This window comes from Geodermatophilus sp. SYSU D00867 (genome assembly GCF_054050315.1).
The window spans coordinates 171,217-186,883 of record NZ_JBJGZC010000006.1 but is presented as its reverse complement, the minus strand read 5'-3'; the positions used below and the strand labels follow the sequence as shown (position 1 = coordinate 186,883).

Annotated in this window: 16 protein-coding genes; 8 read left to right on the top strand and 8 right to left on the bottom strand. The window is 76.5% G+C overall.

Translation table 11 applies throughout. The features are described from left to right. The first annotated feature begins 1 nt into the window (after position 1). From ACI8AK_RS07825 to ACI8AK_RS07815, 3 genes are read left to right on the top strand one after another with little or no spacing between them, the layout of a single operon-like run. Complete coding sequence (locus ACI8AK_RS07825; RefSeq protein WP_456949676.1) at positions 2-1,486, top strand: amino acid permease; 1,485 nt, start codon at positions 2-4, stop codon at positions 1,484-1,486. Between the two features lie 60 nt (positions 1,487-1,546). Continuing rightward, complete coding sequence (locus ACI8AK_RS07820) at positions 1,547-1,927, top strand: hypothetical protein (protein WP_456949675.1); 381 nt, start codon at positions 1,547-1,549, stop codon at positions 1,925-1,927. Continuing rightward, positions 1,924-3,207: an ANTAR domain-containing protein gene (locus tag ACI8AK_RS07815; RefSeq protein WP_456949674.1), complete on the top strand. Its 1,284-nt coding sequence runs from the start codon at positions 1,924-1,926 to the stop codon at positions 3,205-3,207. The genes ACI8AK_RS07820 and ACI8AK_RS07815 overlap by 4 nt, the downstream gene beginning before the upstream one ends. Here ACI8AK_RS07815 and ACI8AK_RS07810 read toward each other — a convergent pair whose 3' ends face one another. Together ACI8AK_RS07810 and ACI8AK_RS07805 are read right to left on the bottom strand one after the other, a co-directional pair. Then, entirely contained in the window at positions 3,208-5,145 is a 1,938-nt protein-coding gene (locus ACI8AK_RS07810) for a CheR family methyltransferase (protein ID WP_456955742.1), read from the bottom strand. Positions 5,146-5,223: 78 nt separating this feature from the next. Further along, positions 5,224-6,276, bottom strand: coding sequence for a chemotaxis protein CheB (locus ACI8AK_RS07805; protein WP_456949672.1), 1,053 nt, complete (start codon positions 6,274-6,276; stop codon positions 5,224-5,226). Between the two features lie 120 nt (positions 6,277-6,396). Here ACI8AK_RS07805 and ACI8AK_RS07800 point away from each other — a divergent pair, with 120 nt between their 5' ends. Genes ACI8AK_RS07800 through ACI8AK_RS07790 form a run of 3 tightly spaced genes read left to right on the top strand, consistent with a single transcriptional unit; the run spans position 6,397 to position 8,572 of the window. Next, entirely contained in the window at positions 6,397-7,146 is a 750-nt protein-coding gene (locus tag ACI8AK_RS07800; RefSeq protein ID WP_456949671.1) for a LamB/YcsF family protein, read from the top strand. After that, the gene (locus tag ACI8AK_RS07795; protein WP_456955740.1) at positions 7,146-7,745 is read left to right on the top strand and encodes a 5-oxoprolinase subunit B family protein; all 600 of its coding nucleotides are present in this window, start codon (positions 7,146-7,148) and stop codon (positions 7,743-7,745) included. Before ACI8AK_RS07800 ends, ACI8AK_RS07795 begins: the two co-directional genes overlap by 1 nt. Further along, entirely contained in the window at positions 7,739-8,572 is an 834-nt protein-coding gene (locus ACI8AK_RS07790; protein WP_456955738.1) for a 5-oxoprolinase subunit C family protein, read from the top strand. The genes ACI8AK_RS07795 and ACI8AK_RS07790 overlap by 7 nt, the downstream gene beginning before the upstream one ends. Here the strand turns inward: ACI8AK_RS07790 and ACI8AK_RS07785 are convergent. Continuing rightward, on the bottom strand, positions 8,569-9,435 hold the full coding sequence (locus ACI8AK_RS07785; protein ID WP_456949668.1) for an intradiol ring-cleavage dioxygenase: 867 nt from the start codon (positions 9,433-9,435) through the stop codon (positions 8,569-8,571). The two genes, ACI8AK_RS07790 and ACI8AK_RS07785, sit on opposite strands and share 4 nt — an antisense overlap. Positions 9,436-9,490: 55 nt before the next feature. Further along, positions 9,491-10,951 carry a benzaldehyde dehydrogenase gene (locus ACI8AK_RS07780; RefSeq protein ID WP_456955737.1) on the bottom strand — a complete coding sequence of 487 codons (1,461 nt, stop codon included), beginning with the start codon at positions 10,949-10,951 and terminating at the stop codon, positions 9,491-9,493. Positions 10,952-11,119: 168 nt separating this feature from the next. Between ACI8AK_RS07780 and ACI8AK_RS07775 the strand changes: the two genes are divergently transcribed. Continuing rightward, on the top strand, positions 11,120-12,295 hold the full coding sequence (locus ACI8AK_RS07775) for a DUF222 domain-containing protein (protein WP_456955735.1): 1,176 nt from the start codon (positions 11,120-11,122) through the stop codon (positions 12,293-12,295). Between the two features lie 33 nt (positions 12,296-12,328). On the opposite strand, the gene ACI8AK_RS07770 is transcribed toward ACI8AK_RS07775, so the two are convergent. After that, positions 12,329-12,703: a VOC family protein gene (locus ACI8AK_RS07770; RefSeq protein WP_456955733.1), complete on the bottom strand. Its 375-nt coding sequence runs from the start codon at positions 12,701-12,703 to the stop codon at positions 12,329-12,331. Between the two features lie 165 nt (positions 12,704-12,868). On the opposite strand from ACI8AK_RS07770, the gene ACI8AK_RS07765 reads away from it, so the two are divergent. Beyond that, positions 12,869-13,075, top strand: coding sequence for a hypothetical protein (locus ACI8AK_RS07765; protein ID WP_387990002.1), 207 nt, complete (start codon positions 12,869-12,871; stop codon positions 13,073-13,075). A 9-nt stretch (positions 13,076-13,084) separates the two neighbouring features. Here the strand turns inward: ACI8AK_RS07765 and pcaC are convergent, their stop codons facing one another. The 3 genes from pcaC to pcaB are packed head-to-tail and all read right to left on the bottom strand — an operon-like array spanning position 13,085 to position 15,617. Next, on the bottom strand, positions 13,085-13,501 hold the full coding sequence (pcaC, locus tag ACI8AK_RS07760; protein ID WP_456955731.1) for a 4-carboxymuconolactone decarboxylase: 417 nt from the start codon (positions 13,499-13,501) through the stop codon (positions 13,085-13,087). Continuing rightward, a complete protein-coding gene (pcaD, locus tag ACI8AK_RS07755; protein ID WP_456955729.1) occupies positions 13,498-14,277 on the bottom strand; it encodes a 3-oxoadipate enol-lactonase in 780 nt (259 codons plus the stop codon). The genes pcaC and pcaD overlap by 4 nt, the downstream gene beginning before the upstream one ends. After that, the gene (gene pcaB, locus ACI8AK_RS07750) at positions 14,274-15,617 is read right to left on the bottom strand and encodes a 3-carboxy-cis,cis-muconate cycloisomerase (RefSeq protein ID WP_456955727.1); all 1,344 of its coding nucleotides are present in this window, start codon (positions 15,615-15,617) and stop codon (positions 14,274-14,276) included. Before pcaB ends, pcaD begins: the two co-directional genes overlap by 4 nt. Positions 15,618-15,667: the final 50 nt, after the last annotated feature.

Sequence of the window (15,667 nt, the reverse complement as noted above, 5' to 3'; positions counted from 1 at the left end):
CGTGGACCTGTTCCGGACGAAGTCGGTGGAGGCCGTCCGCGCGGACGCCGGGGACGACGAGGGGGCGCCCGACGGCGGCGGGCACCTGCGCAAGCGGCTGTCCGCGAGACACCTGGTCGGGTTCGGCATCGGCATCGTCATCGGCACCGGGATCTTCACGCTCACCGGCGTGACGGCGAAGAACAGCGCCGGCCCGGCGGTGGTGGTCTCCTTCGCCGTCGCCGGGCTGGTCGCCCTGCTCGCGGCGGTCTGCTACGCCGAGCTGGCCTCGGCCGTGCCGACGGCGGGGAGCGCGTACACCTACACCTACGCCACGGTCGGCGAGGTCGTCGCCTGGATCATCGGCTGGGACCTGTTCCTCGAGTTCGCCCTCGGCGCGGCCGTGGTCGCCCGCGGCTGGTCGGGCTACGTCGGCAACCTGCTGGACCTGCCGCCGTCGCTGTTCGGCGAGACCGCCACGGTGAACCTGGGCGCGGCGGCGATCGTCGTCGTCCTGACGCTCGTGGCGGTGCTGGGCATCCGCGAGTCGGCGCGGGTCACCGGCGTGCTCGTCGTCGTCAAGGTCGCCGTCTGCCTGTTCGTCATCCTGGCCGGGGTCTGGTTCGTCCGCGGCGCCAACCTCACCCCGTTCGTGCCGCCGTCGGAGCCGGCCGAGAGCGGCAGCGGGCTGACCCGGCCGCTCATCGAGGTGATCGCCGGCCTGGAGCCGGTCGCGTTCGGCGTCGGCGGGGTGCTCACCGCCGCGGCCGTCGTCTTCTTCGCCTACACCGGCTTCGAGGCGGTGGCCAACCTGTCGGAGGAGACCCGGCGCCCGGCGCGGGACGTGCCGCTCGGCCTGCTCGGCACCCTCGGGCTGGCCACGGCGCTCTACGTGGGCGTCGCGTTCGTCGTCGTCGGGATGGTCGAGTACACCGACATCGACGAGGGCGCGCCGATCGCCGACGCGTTCGACCAGGTGGGGCTGGGCTGGGCGTCGTCGCTGGTGTCGATCGCCGCGGTGGCCGGGCTGACCTCGGTGATCCTGGTCGACCTGATCACCATCGGCCGGATCGGGTTCGCCATGGGCCGCGACGGGCTGCTGCCGCCGGCGGTGGCCCGGGTCAGCCCGCGCAGCGGCGTCCCGGCGCGGGTCACGCTGCTGTTCGCCGTCCTGGTGCTGGTGCTGGCGACGTTCGTGCCGCTCGGGACGCTGGCCGACCTGGTCAGCATCGGCACCCTGTTCGCCTTCCTGCTGGTGGCGGTCGCGGTGCCGGTGCTGCGCCGCACCCGCCCGCAGCTCGAGCGGCCCTTCCGGGTGCCCTTCTCCCCCGTGCTGCCGGCCCTCGCCGCGCTGGCCTGCCTCTACCTGATGCTCAACCTGAGCATCGAGACGTGGCTGCGGTTCCTGGCCTGGCTCGCGCTCGGGATGCTGGTGTACGTGGCCTACGGCTACCGGCACTCCCGGGTCCGTCTGGCCGCACGGGAGCGGGCCGCCGAGCGGGCGTGACCGCCCGGCGGCGTGCCCGACACGCGTGCGACGGGCGGCCCGGGCGAGGACGATGGGCCCATGACCGCTGAGGACCGGGCGCGGGAGGCCGCCGAGCGCGCGGAGGCGGCCGGCCGGCGCACCCGCGAGCTGGCCGACCGGCTGCTCCGCCTGGACTCGGGCCAGGTCCCGTCCGAGCACGACGTCCGGGCGGCGCAGGAGGCGGCCGAGGACTCCGCCGCCCGCGCGGAGGCGGCCCACCGCCGCGCCGCCGCGCGGCACGAGCACTCCTCGCAGCTGCACGAGCGCACGGCCCGGCTGCACGACGCCGCCGCCGACCGCGGCATCGGCGACGCCGCGGAGCACCGCCGCCAGGCGGCCCACCACCGCGACGAGGCCGAGGAGGACCGGCGGCAGGCGACCACCGACGCCGGGAGGGCCGGCCGGGAGTCCTCGCCGTGAGCACCGACCCGCTGCACCCGCTGCCGGCCCCGCGCGTCGTCGACGACCTCGCCGAGCTCGCCGTCGCGCACGAGGAGCTGCGGGTCGCCGAGGAGGAGCTGCGCGCGCAGCAGGAGGAGATCGCCCGGCTGGTCGAGCGCTTCGACGGCGAGCGCCGGTGGCACGAGCACGTCGCCGCGGTCCTGCCGGTCGGACTGTTCGTCACCGACGGCACGGGCAAGCTGGTGGAGGTCAACCCGGCGCTGGCCGCACTCGTCGGGGTCTCCGTCGCCCGGCTCGCCGGCAAGCCGCTGACCGTCTACCTCGAGCCCCGGGACGTGCCCGGCCTCCGGTCCGCGCTGCGCGGGCTCGGGTCGGGGCAGGCCGCCGAGTACCGCGCCCCGGTCACCGTCCGCGGTCGCAGTGGCGCGAGCGCCGCGGGGCAGCTGTTCGGCGCGCCGGACGTGGTCGACCCGGACCCGCTGCGGGCGCGGATCCGCTGGGTGCTGGTCACCGACGACAGCGGCATCCCGCTCGGCCCGCCCGAGGTCCCCGGCGGCGCGTCCGCCGCCCGCGACGCGGAGGGCACGCCGGTCACCGTGGCCGAGGCGCTCACCCAGCTGACCCGGCTGGCCGGCACCGACGGGGACCGCCGGCAGCTGCTCGGCCGGATGGCGGCGCTCGCCCGGACCGCCGTCCCGGCGGCGAACTGGGTGAGCATCACCATCGGCTCCCCCGCGGCGCCGCGGTTCCTCGGCAGCGACTCCACGGTCGCCCAGGAGGCAGACGGCCGGCAGATGCGCGCCGAGCAGGGCCCCTGCCTGGACGCCGCCGCCACCGGTGAGGTCGTCGCCACCGGTGACCTGCGCACCGACCCCCGCTGGCCGGCGCTGGCCCGGCTCGCCGCGGTCGGCCCGGTGCGCAGCGTCCTCGCCGTGCCGCTGGCGCTGACCGGCGAGCCGACCGGCGTGCTCAACGTCTACTCGCCCCGGGCCGACGCCTTCGGGTCCGCGGACCGGCGGATCGCCGAGCTGGTGGCGGTGGCGCTCGCGGCCGTGCTGCAGGAGGTCAGCGAGCGGGAGGCGCTGCACCGGCTCACCGCCAACCTCGAGCAGGCGCTGGCCTCGCGGGCGGTCATCGACCAGGCCAAGGGCGTGCTCATGGGCCGGCTCGGCGTCGGCGCCGACGACGCGTTCGCCCGGTTGGTCACCCTGAGCAACCGGCTCAACGTCAAGGTCCGCGACCTCGCCCAGCTCGTGGTCGAGGGACACGCCGACGAGGTCATCGCCGCCGCGCACTGATCAGTCGACGGGGTCCATGAGGACGACGGCGCCGCCCTGCCCGGCGCCGGGTGCGAAGGCGCTCACCGTCACCCGGACCTGCACCGGCCGCCCCCGCCGGTTGACCGCGCGCAGCTCCACGGTCTCGTGGGAGGACCCCTCGCCGGCCACCTGGCGGCGCAGCAGCGGGTGCAGGCTCGACACGGGCAGACCGATGTCCAGGTTGAGCAGGTACTGGCCGCTGACCTCGTCCTGGCGCAGGCCCCACAGGTCCTCGGCCGCGGCGTTCCACGCCAGCACCCGCAGGTCCCGGTCCACGACGACGACGCCGGCGCGGAAGCTGGAGAGCACGCCGGTCATGAACTCGTTGAGCGTGGCGACCTCGTCGGTGCTGGCGCGCAGCTCCTCGTTGGTCGTGTGGAGCTCGTCGTTCATCGACTGGAGCTCCTCGTTCATCGTCTCCAGCTCCTCGTTGGTCGACTGGAGCTCCTCGTTGGTGGTCTCCAGCTCCTCGACCGTCGACTGCAGCTCCTCGTTGGTGGTCTCCAGCTCCTCGTTGGTCGACTGCAGCTCCTCGTAGGCGGTCTCCAGCTGCCGGTTGGCGTACTCCAGCTCCCGCTGCAGCCGCCGGTAGGGGGTGACGTCCTCGAACACGACCGTGACGCCGAGCGGGCTGCCGTCCTCGCGGGACAGGGGGACCACCTGGACGTCGAAGACGAGGGCCTCCGTGCCCGCCTGGTGCCGCTCCACGCCGCGCAGCCACACGGCGCGCCGGCTGCTCACCGCCTCGGCGATCGCGCCGCGCAGCTCGACCGGGCGGTAGGACACCTCGAGGTCCTGGAACGGCCGGCCGACGTCGCGCTCGTCGACGTGGAACAGCCGCTGGGCGTGGTGGTTGACCAGGGCCAGCCGGCCGTCGGCGTCGAGGACCAGCTGCGCGCCCGGGGAGGCGAGCATCGCCTGGCGCCGCAGCCGGGACAGGTCGCCGATCCCGCCGTCGAGGTCGCTGCGCGGAACGGCCGGGACCGCCCGGCGCTCGGTCTGCCCCCCGCCGTCGCGCTTCCGGAAGAACCGGCGGGTGAGGTCGACCGGGACGAACAACTGGGCGTGGGAGAGCAGCATCTCGGCCTTGCCGAGGAAGAGCAGCCCGTGCGGGGCGAGCGCGAAGTGCAGCCGGCCGAGGATGCGGTTCTGCGTCTCCGCGTTGAAGTACATGAGCGTGTTGCGGCACAGCAGCAGGTCCACGTGCGAGATGGGCGCGTCCTGCACGAGGTCGTTGCGGCCGAAGATGACCGAGCGCCGCAGGTCCTTGCGGAAGGCGAACCGGGTGCCCTCCTGGGTGAAGTACCGCTCCACCTGCTCGGGCGTCAGGCCCGCCATCTCGCGCTCGGTGAACAGCGCCTGGCGGGCCTGGGCCAGCGCCTCCTCGTCGACGTCGGTGGCGTAGATCTTCACCCGCTCGCGGAACTCGTCGATGCCGAGCGCCTCGGCCAGCAGGATCGCGAGGCTGTAGGCCTCCTGGCCCGACGCGGAGCCCGCGCTCCACACCCGGATCCGCGGGCCGGCCGAGGCCAGCAGGCCCGGCAGCAGCTGGTCGCGCAGGTGGTCCCAGGCCGGGCGGTCGCGGAAGAAGCTCGTGACGTTGATGAGGATCGTGTTGAACAGCGGCGCGAACTCGTCGGGGTGGACCTCGAGGAAGTCCTGGTACTCGGCGACCGACGTCGTGCCGACCTCGGCCATGCGCCGGCGCACCCGGCGGACCAGGCTCGGCCGCTTGTAGCCGGTGAAGTCGAAGCCGCGCCGCTCGCGCAGGTACACCAGCAGCGACTCGAAGTCGGGGTCGACGCCGGCCGCGGCGTCGACGAAGGCGTCGGGCTCGGCGTCGTCGGGCTCGGCGTCGTCGACCAGCAGGTCGTCGTCCTCCGCCGCGTCGCGGGCGGGCAGGTCGTCGGTCGTCACGTCGCCTCCGCCCGGGTCGGGGGTCGTCCCGTCGTCGGTCACCGGGTCCCCGTCCCGCCGTCTCTCCTCGGCCACGGGTCAGGCCCCCGCCGCGCCCGCAGCGGGGTCGCCGAGCCCGTCGTCGACCTGGTCCGGGACGCCCTCGCCGTTCAGCGCACCGCGCTCGAGCAGGTCCCGCAGCAGCGCGGCGGCCCCCAGCGCCTCGTCGTGCCGGCGCCGGAAGGCGAGCGCGCTGTGCCGGTGTCCGCCGTCCTCCGCGCGCAGGCCCATGCGCAGGCTCAGCGCCGCCTGCTCCTCCAGGCCGCGCAGCGCCATCCACAGCGCGCCCTCCAGCGCCTGCGCCTGCTCGGCGGCCAGCGCCTCGGGCGACCAGGCGTGGCCGACGCGGCACCGGTACCGCTCCATGCCGCCCTCGCTGATCGAGAACAGCGCGCCGTGGCAGCTGGGGCAGCCGAAGCCCGACGGCGTCCCCGGCCGCGCGTCCTCGTCCATCGCCTCGCCGTCGAGTCGGGCCATCTCCGTCTCCGTCGTCATGAGGGGGGTGGGTGCCGGGGCGACGGCGTCGACCTCCTCGCGCACCAGCCGGTCCAACAGCTGGGGCAGCTCGGCGAGTGCGGCGACGTGGTCGGCCCCGCCGACCTCCACCGCGTGCAGCGGCATGCTCGGGTAGAGGGCCTCCCCCGGGTCCTGCGCGACGGTCGCCCCGCCCCGGGCGCGGACGGCGATCGTGCCCGCGGTGCCGTCGTCGAGCGCGCCGGACAGGACGACCGAGACCACCCGGGGGCCGTGCGCGCGGGCGGCCGAGCGGAACAGGACGTCGACCGCCGGCCGGCAGCCGTTCTCGCGCGGTCCCCGGGAGAGCCGCACGTGGCCGTCGGCCACCATCAGGTGCCGGTCCGGCACGGCGACGACGACCGTGCCGGGCTCCAGCCGCATCCCGTCCTCGGCCGCGGACACCCGCAGCGCCGACACCCGCGCGAGGATGGCCGGCAGCGCGCTGCGGCCGCTGGAGGGCATGTGCAGCACCACCAGGACCGCGGCGGGCAGGTCCTGCGGGAGGCCGGCGAGCAGGTCGCGCAGCGCCTCGACGCCGCCGGCCGAGGCGCCGATCACCACCAGGTCGCGGTGCATCCGGTACCGCCTCCTCCGTGCCGGACGCCCTCCTGGCTCACGGGGGCGTCAACGGAACCGTAGTTGCCTCCCGGCCGGCTGACCGCGTGGCGTGCGCGGGTCGCCCGCGAGGATGTCGTCATGGACCTCAACGCCGACCTCGGGGAGTCCTTCGGTGCGTGGACCCTCGGCGACGACGCCGCGATGCTGCAGGTGGTGACCAGCGCGAACGTCGCCTGCGGCTTCCACGCCGGCGACCCGCTGACGCTGCGGCGGGTGTGCGCGCAGGCCGCGGACGCCGGCGTCGCGATCGGGGCGCAGGTGTCCTACCGGGACCTCGCCGGCTTCGGCCGCCGGTTCCTCGACGCCGCGCCCGACGAGCTCGCCGCCGACGTGCTCTACCAGCTCGGCGCGCTCGACGGCCTGGCGCGGGTGGCGGGGACGCGGGTGCGCTACGTCAAGCCGCACGGGGCGCTGTACAACGCGGTCGTCGCGCACGAGGAGCAGGCCGCGGCCGTGGTGTCCGCCGTCGCCGCGTACGACAGGTCGCTGCCCGTGCTGGGGCTGCCGGGCTCGGTGTTCCTGCGGCTGGCCGGCGAGGCGGGGCTGCCCACGGTGGCCGAGGCGTTCGCCGACCGCGCCTACACCCCGGCCGGCACGCTGGTCCCCCGCCGGCAGCCGGGTGCGGTGCTCACCGATGCCGGCGAGATCGCCCGGCGGTGCGTGGCGATGGCCGCCGGGGAGCCGGTGACCGACGTCGACGGCGGCCCGCTGGTGCTGGCGCCGGACTCGATCTGCGTGCACGGCGACACCCCGGGCGCGGTGGCGATCGCCCGGGAGGTGCGGGCGGCGCTCACCGGCGCCGGCGTCGCGCTGGCGCCGTTCGCCTGATGCGCGTCCTGCCGAGCGGGTCGTCCGCGCTGCTGGTGGAGCTCGACGACCTCGACGCCGTCCTCGGCTTCTGCGCCGCGCTGCGCGACTGGGCGCTGCCTGGCGTCGTCGACGTCGTCCCGGCCGCGCGGACGGTGCTGGTGGTGGCCGACGGCGACCTCGCCGACGTGCGGGCCGCGCTCGAGCGGCTGCCGTGGCGGCCCGGCCGGGCGGGCACCGGCGAGCGGGTCGAGCTGCCGGTCCGCTACGACGGCGCCGACCTCGCCGACGTCGCGGAGCTGCTCGGCACCGACCCCGACGGCGTCGTCGCGGCGCACAGCGGACGGGAGTGGACCGTGGCGTTCTGCGGCTTCTCGCCGGGGTTCGGCTACTGCGTCCCCGACGGGCCGCCCTGGGACGTGCCGCGGCTGGCCACCCCGCGCACCCGGGTGCCGGCCGGGTCGGTGGCGCTGGCCGGCGGGTTCACCGGGGTCTACCCGAGCGCGTCGCCGGGCGGGTGGCGGCTGGTCGGGCGCACCGACGTCGCGGTGTTCGACCTGGCCCGCGACCCGGCCGCGCTGCTGCGCCCGGGCGTGCGGGTGCGGTTCGTGCCGTGCTGACCGTGCTGTCCCCCGGCCCGCTGACCACGGTGCAGGACCGCGGCCGGCCCGGGCTCGGCGGGATCGGCGTGGGCCGGTCGGGGGCCGCCGACCGCGCCGCGGCCGCGCTGGCGAACCGGCTGGTGGGCAACCACCCCGCGGCCGCGGTGCTGGAGGTGACCCTCGGCGGGCTGGTCGTGCGCGCCGGGGCGGACCTGCTCGTCGTCACCACGGGCGCGCGGTGCCCGGGGTCGCCGGTGCACGCCGCGCCCGGCCTGCTCCGCGCCGGGGCGACGCTGGCGCTCGGGACGCCGACCGCCGGGCTGCGGACCTACCTCGCCGTCCGCGGCGGGATCGCCGTCCCGCCGGTGCTGGGCTCGCGGTCCACCGACGTGCTCTCCGGCCTGGGCCCGGCGCCGCTGCGCGCCGGTGACGTCCTGCCGGTCGGGGACGACGCCGGCCCGCTGCCCGGCGTCGACCTCGCGCCGGTCGCCGACCCGCCCGCCGGGGAGGTGACCGTGCGGCTGCTGCCCGGCCCGCGCGCCGACTGGCTGACGGGGGCGGCGCTGGACGCGCTCGGGACGGCCGCGTGGACGGTCACCGCGGAGAGCAACCGGGTGGGGCTGCGGCTGGCCGGCCCGTGGCTGGACCGCGCGGTCGGGGGCGAGCTGGCCAGCGAGGGGCTGGTCCGCGGCGCGGTGCAGGTGCCGCCGTCCGGGCAGCCGGTGCTGTTCCTCGCCGACGCGCCGGTGACCGGCGGCTACCCGGTGGCCGGCTACGTCGCCGACGGCGACGTCGACCGCTGCGCGCAGCTGCGCCCGGGGCAGTCGCTGCGGCTCCGGCGCTAGGCGCGCAGCAGCGTGACGTCGACGGTCAGGGTGCGGAACGGGTTGGGCAGGCCGAGGGCGGCGGCGCGTTCGGCGTCGTCGACCTCGGGCACGTCCCGGACGAGGCTCTCCTTGACCCCGAACACCGCGTCGGAGTCGAGGTAGGGGCTGTCGGCGACGAACACGTGCGTGGTCACCGGCCGGTACCCCGGCGCCGCGGCGATGACGTGCAGGTGCGCGGGCCGGTTGGGGTGCCGACCGGTGGCGGCGAGCAGCTGCCCGACCGGTCCGTCGTCGGGGATGGGGTACCAGCGCGGGACGACCGAGCGGAACCAGAAGCGGCCGTCGTCGTCGGCGGTGAACAGCCCGCGCAGGTTGCCCGGCGGCTGGACGTCCGGCTGCTGGACGTCGTAGAAGCCGTCCGCGTTGGCCTGCCAGACGTCGACGGTGGCGCCGGCCAGCGGCTCGCCGTCCGGGCCGGTGACCCGCCCCGAGACCAGGCACGGGGTGCCCCTCCCGTCGAGGGCGATGTCGTCGCCGAGCTGCCGCTCCGGCGACTCGACCTGGTGGAAGGGGCCGAGCACGGTGGACTCGGTGCCGGTGCCGCCGCTGCGGTGGTTGATCGTCTCCACGAGCATCGAGACGCCGAGGACGTCGGAGAGCAGGACGAACTCCTGCCGCACGGCGTCGCTGGTGTGGCCGGTGCGGGTGAGGAAGTCGATCGCCGCGGCCCACTCCTCCTCGGTGAGCTCGACGTCCTTGACGAAGGCGTGCAGGTGACGGACCAGCGACGTCACCACCTGCCGCAGCCGGGGGTCCGGGGTGCCCGCGAAGCTGGCGGCGACGACGTCGGCCGAGCGCTCCTCGCTGAACAGCTCGTGCATGCCGGCCACTCTCCCGGGGCCGTGCACCTGCGCGGAAGTGCACGGCCCCGGGCGCTCAGAACGGGTAGGCGGGCAGGTCGCCGCGCAGGGTGACCCACTGGGTCTCGGTGAACGCCTCGATGTTGGCCTGCGGCCCGCCGTGCCGGGAGCCGGTGCCGGACGCGCCGACGCCGCCGAACGGGGCGACCGCCTCGTCGTTGACCGTCTGGTCGTTGATGTGCACGAGCCCGGACGGGATGCGCTCGGCGAGCTCGAGGCCGGCGTAGACGTCACGGGTGAGGATGCCGAGGCTCAGGCCGTACTCGGTGCCGGCGGCGAGCTCGGCGACCTCGTCGAGGCTGGAGAACGGCGTCACCGGGGCGACCGGCCCGAAAATCTCCTCCTGGTAGGCCGGGTGGTCGATCGCGACGCCGCCGAGGACGGTCGGCCGGTAGAACAGCCCCTCGTAGGTGCCGCCGGTGCGCACGGTGGCGCCCCGGTCGACGCTGGCGGTGACCAGGCCGTGCACGCGGTCGCGCTGCCCGGCGTCGATGAGCGGGCCGAGCGCCACCTGCTCGCGGAACGGGTCGCCGACCGGCAGCTTCTCGACCTTCTCGGTGAGGACGGCGGTGTACTCCTCGGCGATCGACTCGTGCACCAGGTGGCGGCTGGTGGCCATGCAGATCTGGCCCTGGTGGCTGAACGTGCCCCAGGCGCCGACGCCGGCCGCCGCGGTGACGTCGACGTCGGGCAGCACGATCAGCGCGGAGTTGCCGCCGAGCTCCAGGTGCGCGCGCTTGAGGTGCTGCCCGGCGAGCGCGCCGACGGCCCGGCCGGCCCTCGTCGAGCCGGTGAAGGCGATGACCCGCACCTGCGGCGCGGTGACCAGCGCCTCGCCGACGTCGGCGCCGCCGGGCAGGACCTGGAAGACGCCGGCCGGCAGCCCGGCCTCCTCGAAGACGCGGGCGAAGACGGCGCCGCCGGAGACGGCCGTGCGCGGGTCGGGCTTGAGGACGACGGCGTTGCCGAGCGCCAGCGCCGGGGCGATCGCGCGGATCGCGAGGATGGTCGGCACGTTGAACGGCGCGATGACGCCGACGACGCCGGCCGGGACGCGGCGGGCGAAGCTCAGCCGCGGGGCGCCGGTGCGCAGCAGCTCCCCGTAGGGGTGGCTCGGCAGGGCGGAGGCCTCGTAGCACTCCTGGGCGCTGGTGTGGACCTGGAAGTCGCCGAACGGCTGGATCGCGCCGGACTCGCGGGCCAGCCAGCCCTTGATCTCGTCGGCGGCGTCCTCGAGCACCTGGCCGGCCCGGCGCAGGACCCGCGCGCGCTCCTCGAACGGGGCGGCGGCCCAGGCGCGCTGGGCTGCCGCCGCCCGCTCGGCTGCCGCGTGGACGTCCTCGGGGGTCGCCTTCCCCACCGGCGCGATGACGTCACCGGTGGCCGGCTCCACCGCGTCGTACGTGCCGCCGGACCCGTCGGTCCAGGCGCCGGTCCAGACCTTGCCCTGCCACGCGCCGTCGTCCAGGAGTGCCACGTCGTCCCTCTCTCGTCCTGCTGATGGTCCCGCTGCTTCCCGTTGCGCCTGCGATCCTGGCGGAGGTGTCCCGTGACCGCCGCGCAAGGGGTCGGCGAGGTCTGTGGACGGACCGCTGACCTGGGGATTCAGGGTGCAGGCGGTCGTCGGACCCACTAGCCTTCGATCATGTGTTCGGGTGGGCTGGGCGGCGGGGACGTCCTCGACGACGTCGCCGCGCTGGTCGCCGAGCGCAACCGGATCGACGCCCGACTGGCCCGCGCGGTGCGGGCGGCGGAGCTGTCCCAGGCGCCGGAGCGCGACGGGCTGAGGTCGATGGCCTCGTGGCTGCGCGGGCACTGCCGGCTCTCCGATGCCGCCGCTGCCCGGCTGGTGCGCACCGGGCGGGCGCTCGAGCACCTGCCCGCCGTGGCCGAGGCCCACGACACCGGTCTCGTGTCCGCCGAGCAGATGGCGAAGGCGGCCGAGGCGGTGACCCCGGAGCGGCTGGCCTCCGCTGTCGAGCAGGGGGTGGACCTGACCGCGGTCGACGCGGTGCTCACCGGCGTGGCGATCGAGCAGCCGCACGCCGACTTCGCCCAAGTGGTGCAGCACTACCTCGACGACCTCGATCCCGACGGACCGGAACCCCACCCCACCGAGGGCCGGTCACTGACGCTGTCCCTGCACGCCGACGGCTCCCTCACAATCCGCGGGCACCTGGACGCGGTCGGCGGGGAGAGGCTGCAGACCGCCCTCGAGGCGCACGTGCAGGCCGACCGGCCCGCCGGCGACGGGCGCACCCGCGCCCAGCGCCTCGGGGACGCGCTGGTGCAGGTCGCGGACAACGCCCTGGCCGCCGGGTCCCTGCCGACGTTGCGCGGCCACAGGCCGCAGATCGCCGTCGTCATCGATGTCGAGGACCTGGTCGATCCGGCCGGGCGTCCGAACGCCGGGCGGATGGGCTTCGGGGCAACGATCTCCGCCGCCCGCGCCCGGTGGCTGGCCTGCGACGGGGCGGTGTCCCGGGTGGTGTTCGGCCCCGACGGCGCCCCGCTGGACCTCGGCCGGGAGCAGCGGCTGATGAGCCGGCACATACGCGAGGCGGCCGAGCTGCGCGACGGCGGGTGCGTGTTCGCCGGGTGCGGCGCCCCGACGTGGTGGTGCGACGTGCACCACCTGGTCCACTGGATCGACGGCGGCGACACCTCCCTGGAGAACGCGGCGCTGCTCTGCGAGCGCCACCACACCAAGGTCCACCACGGCTTCCGGGTCGAGCGACGAGCGGACGGCCGATGGCGCACCCACCGGCCCGACGGCTCCGAGATCACCACCCCGGCACCCCTGCTGGCGCCCGCCGCTTGAGCGCGCCCGGGGCCCTGGCGCGCCGTCCCGCCGTCAGGTCTCGGACCAGACGCCGAGCTGGTTGCCGCTCGGGTCGGTGAAGGAGAACCGGCGCCCGCCGGGGAACGCGTACGGGCCGTCGACGACGCGGCCGCCGGCGCTCGTGACGGCGTCCACGGAGGCGTCCAGGTCGGCGGAGTACAGCAGCACGAGCGGGCCGCCGGCGCGCACCTCGTCGTCCAGGCGCAGGCCGCCGACCTCCTCCGCCGGGTCGTCGGGGTCCTGGATGCCGGCGTAGCCGGGGCCGTAGTCGGTGAACCGCCAGCCGAAGGCGTCGGCGTAGAAGCGCCGGGTCCGGTCGAGGTCGGTCACGGCGAGTTCGACGTAGTCGATGGCGTGGTGCCGGTGCGGGGGCGAGGAGTCGGCCATGCCCGGCAGACTGCACCCGCGCAGTGACGGGACACGGCACCACCGGGAGGCGGGCGGCGACCGGAGCGCTCCTCCCCGTGACGACGCACCGCGCCGCTCGAACGCCTCCGCGGCACGCCCCCGGACGGCCCGGCACCGTCCCGTCCCCCACCTACCGTCCTGCTCATGAGGGCCGGAGGAGTGCAGGCGGGAGGGGCGTACCTGGACGGGATCCGGAGCCGGCTGCTGCTGGCGGTCCTCGTCGGCCTGGGCGCGGCGCTCCTCCACCACTGGCTGGACGACGAGGTCACCGCGACGGTCCTCGTCGGGCTCGTCACCGTCGCCGCGATCGCCCTGACGCCCAGCCCCCCGGAGCCCGCCGGAGGGGACTGAGGGCCCGGGTCAGCCGGCGCGCATCTCCTCCAGGATCGGGCCGGCGACCTTGAAGGCGTGGTTGGCGGCCGGGACGCCGGCGTAGACGGCGGCGTGCTGGAGGACCTCGGCGATCTGGTCCTCGGTCAGGCCGTTGTGCACCGCGGCGCGCACGTGCAGCGCGAACTCGTCCCAGTGCCGCAGCGCGATGCAGATCGACAGCGTGGCGATGCTGCGCTCGCGCCGCTCGAGGCCCGGCCGCTGCCAGACGTCGCCCCACGCCACCCGGGTGATGAAGTCCTGGAACCCGGCGGTGAACGGCGTCGTGTTCGCCACCGCCCGGTCCACCCAGGCGTCGCCGAGCACCTCGCGCCGGGTGCGCATCCCCGCCTCGCGGCGGGCCTCGTCGGTGGTGAGGTCGTCCGGGTCGAGCGGCGCGTCGCTCACGCGTGACCCCCGGCGGCGTCGAGGTGGCCGAGCAGCGCGCCGGTGACCTCCAGCGGCTGCTCCAGGTTGGGCAGGTGCGCGCCCGGGCTGACCGACAGCAGCGTGGCGCCGGCGATCCCGTCGGCGATCAGCTGCTGGTGCGGCGGTGGCAGCGCCGGGTCCTCCGCGCCGGACACCACCAGCGTGGGCGCGGTGATCCGCGCGAGGTCCTCGCGGGCGTCGAAGTGCCCGACCGCCTCGCAGCAGCCGGCGTACCCCTCGTCGTCGGCGCCGGCGATCATCGCCTCCAGCCGCGCCACCAGGTCCGGGTGCTGCGCGGCGTAGGCCGGGGTCAGCCAGCGGCTCACGATCGCCGGCGCGAGCGGCGCGGTCCCGCCGGAGCGGGCCTGCACCGCCCGGTCGAGGAAGCCCTGCGGCTCCGGCCTCGCCGAGGTGCACAGCAGCGCCAGCCGGCCCACCCGCTCGGGCTCGCGCGCGGCCAGCCGCATCGCCGTCATCCCGCCCAGGGACAGCCCCGCCACGTGCGCGCGCCGCACCCGGAGCCGGTCCAGCAGCGCGAGGACGTCGTCGACCAGGTCGTCGACGGTGTACGGCCCGGCCGGCGCGGGCGACTCCCCGTGCCCCCGGGTGTCGTAGGTGACCACGCGGTAGCGCTCGGCCAGGGCCGGCACCTGCGGGTCCCACATCCCCCGGGTGGCGCCCAGCGAGTTGGACAGGACGACGACCGGCGCGTCGGCCGGCCCGTCCTCGGTGTAGCTGACCTCGACCGCGGTCACGGTGCCCCTTCCACCAGCTGCTCGTGCTCGGCCAGCGCGGCGTCCACCTGCGCGCCGGCCTCCCCCACGTCCGGCGCGGCCGCGGCCAGCACCGCGGCGACGTCGACGTCGGTCCGCGTGGCCACCACCTCGGCCAGCGTCCGGCCCGTCTCGCGCGCGTGCCGCGCCGCCTCCGCGGCCGCGTCGTGCGCCGCTCCCCGCCCCAGCGCCGGCGTCAGCGCCTCGGCCAGCGCGCCGGCCAGCGACCCCTCGCCGGCCGCGGACACCGCCTCGGCCATCCGGCCGACGTCGGGCCGCAGCCCGCGCAGGCTCTCCGCCAGCCAGGACGCGGCCGACCCGACGGTGACCAGCAGGTCGGTCAGCGTCGGCCACTCGCTGTGCCACGCGCCGGCGGCCCGCTCGTGCTCCTGCTCCATCGCGCTCAGCAGCGTCGCCACCGAGCCCGGGGCCCGCCGCGCGCACGCCCGCGCCGAGATCGCCGCCACCGGGTTGCGCTTGTGCGGCATCGCCGACGACCCGCCCCGCGCCTGACCGGCGGGGCCCTCGCCGGTCTCCGCGACCTCGGCCACCTCCGACTGGGCCAGCAGCACCACGTCGACGGCGACCGTCGCCACCACGCCCGCGGCCGCGCCCAGCGCCCCGGCGAGGTCGGCCACCGGCAGCCGCGTGGTGAACCACGGCACGGCGGGCGCGACGAGCCCCAGCTCCTCCGCCAGCGCCGCCCGCACCGCCGTCCCGGCGCCCCGCGACGCGGCCAGCGTCCCGACCGCGCCGCCGTACTGCACCGGCAGCGAGGCGACCACCTCGGCCAGCCGCAGCCGCGCGCCGTCCAGCCCGGCGAGCCACGTGGCGGCCTTGAGCCCGAACGTCGTCGGCACCGCCTGCTGCATCAGCGTCCGGCCGACGGCCACGTCGTCGCGGTGCGCCCGCGCCAGCGCCGCGCAGGCCTCCGCCGCCGCGGCCAGGTCGGCGTCCAGCGCCGCCACCGCCCGCCGGGCGAGCAGCAGCAGCGCGGTGTCGAGCACGTCCTGGCTGGTGGCGCCGACGTGCACGGCGACGGCGTCGCGCTCCCCCACCGCGGCCTGCAGCGCCCGCACCAGCGGCGGCACCGGGTTGCCCGCGTCGGCGGCGTGCGCGACGACGGCCGCGAGGTCCAGCCGCGAGGGGTCGGCGCAGGCGGCGGTCACGGCGTCGGCGGCCGTCGCGGGCACCAGGCCCGCCGCGGCGGCGGCGCGGGCGAGGGCGGCCTCGACCTCCAGCAGCGCGCGGAACCAGGCGTCGTCGGACACGGCCGCCGCCGCACCGCCGCGGGCGAAGGTGCCGGCGAACAGACCTGTCACGGCGTCCTTCCTACCGGCGGCCGCGGGGTCTCGCTCGGACGGCGGCGCAC

Bases quoted from the DNA above. Each gene is read 5' to 3' on its own strand.
- ACI8AK_RS07820 (WP_456949675.1), top strand. From the start codon at position 1,547: ATGACCGCTGAGGACCGGGCGCGGGAGGCCGCCGAGCGCGCGGAGGCG.
- ACI8AK_RS07805 (WP_456949672.1), bottom strand. From the start codon at position 6,276: ATGCACCGCGACCTGGTGGTGATCGGCGCCTCGGCCGGCGGCGTCGAG.
- ACI8AK_RS07800 (WP_456949671.1), top strand. From the start codon at position 6,397: ATGGACCTCAACGCCGACCTCGGGGAGTCCTTCGGTGCGTGGACCCTC.
- ACI8AK_RS07795 (WP_456955740.1), top strand. From the start codon at position 7,146: ATGCGCGTCCTGCCGAGCGGGTCGTCCGCGCTGCTGGTGGAGCTCGAC.
- ACI8AK_RS07785 (WP_456949668.1), bottom strand. From the start codon at position 9,435: ATGCACGAGCTGTTCAGCGAGGAGCGCTCGGCCGACGTCGTCGCCGCC.
- ACI8AK_RS07775 (WP_456955735.1), top strand. From the start codon at position 11,120: ATGTGTTCGGGTGGGCTGGGCGGCGGGGACGTCCTCGACGACGTCGCC.
- ACI8AK_RS07770 (WP_456955733.1), bottom strand. From the start codon at position 12,703: ATGGCCGACTCCTCGCCCCCGCACCGGCACCACGCCATCGACTACGTC.
- ACI8AK_RS07765 (WP_387990002.1), top strand. From the start codon at position 12,869: ATGAGGGCCGGAGGAGTGCAGGCGGGAGGGGCGTACCTGGACGGGATC.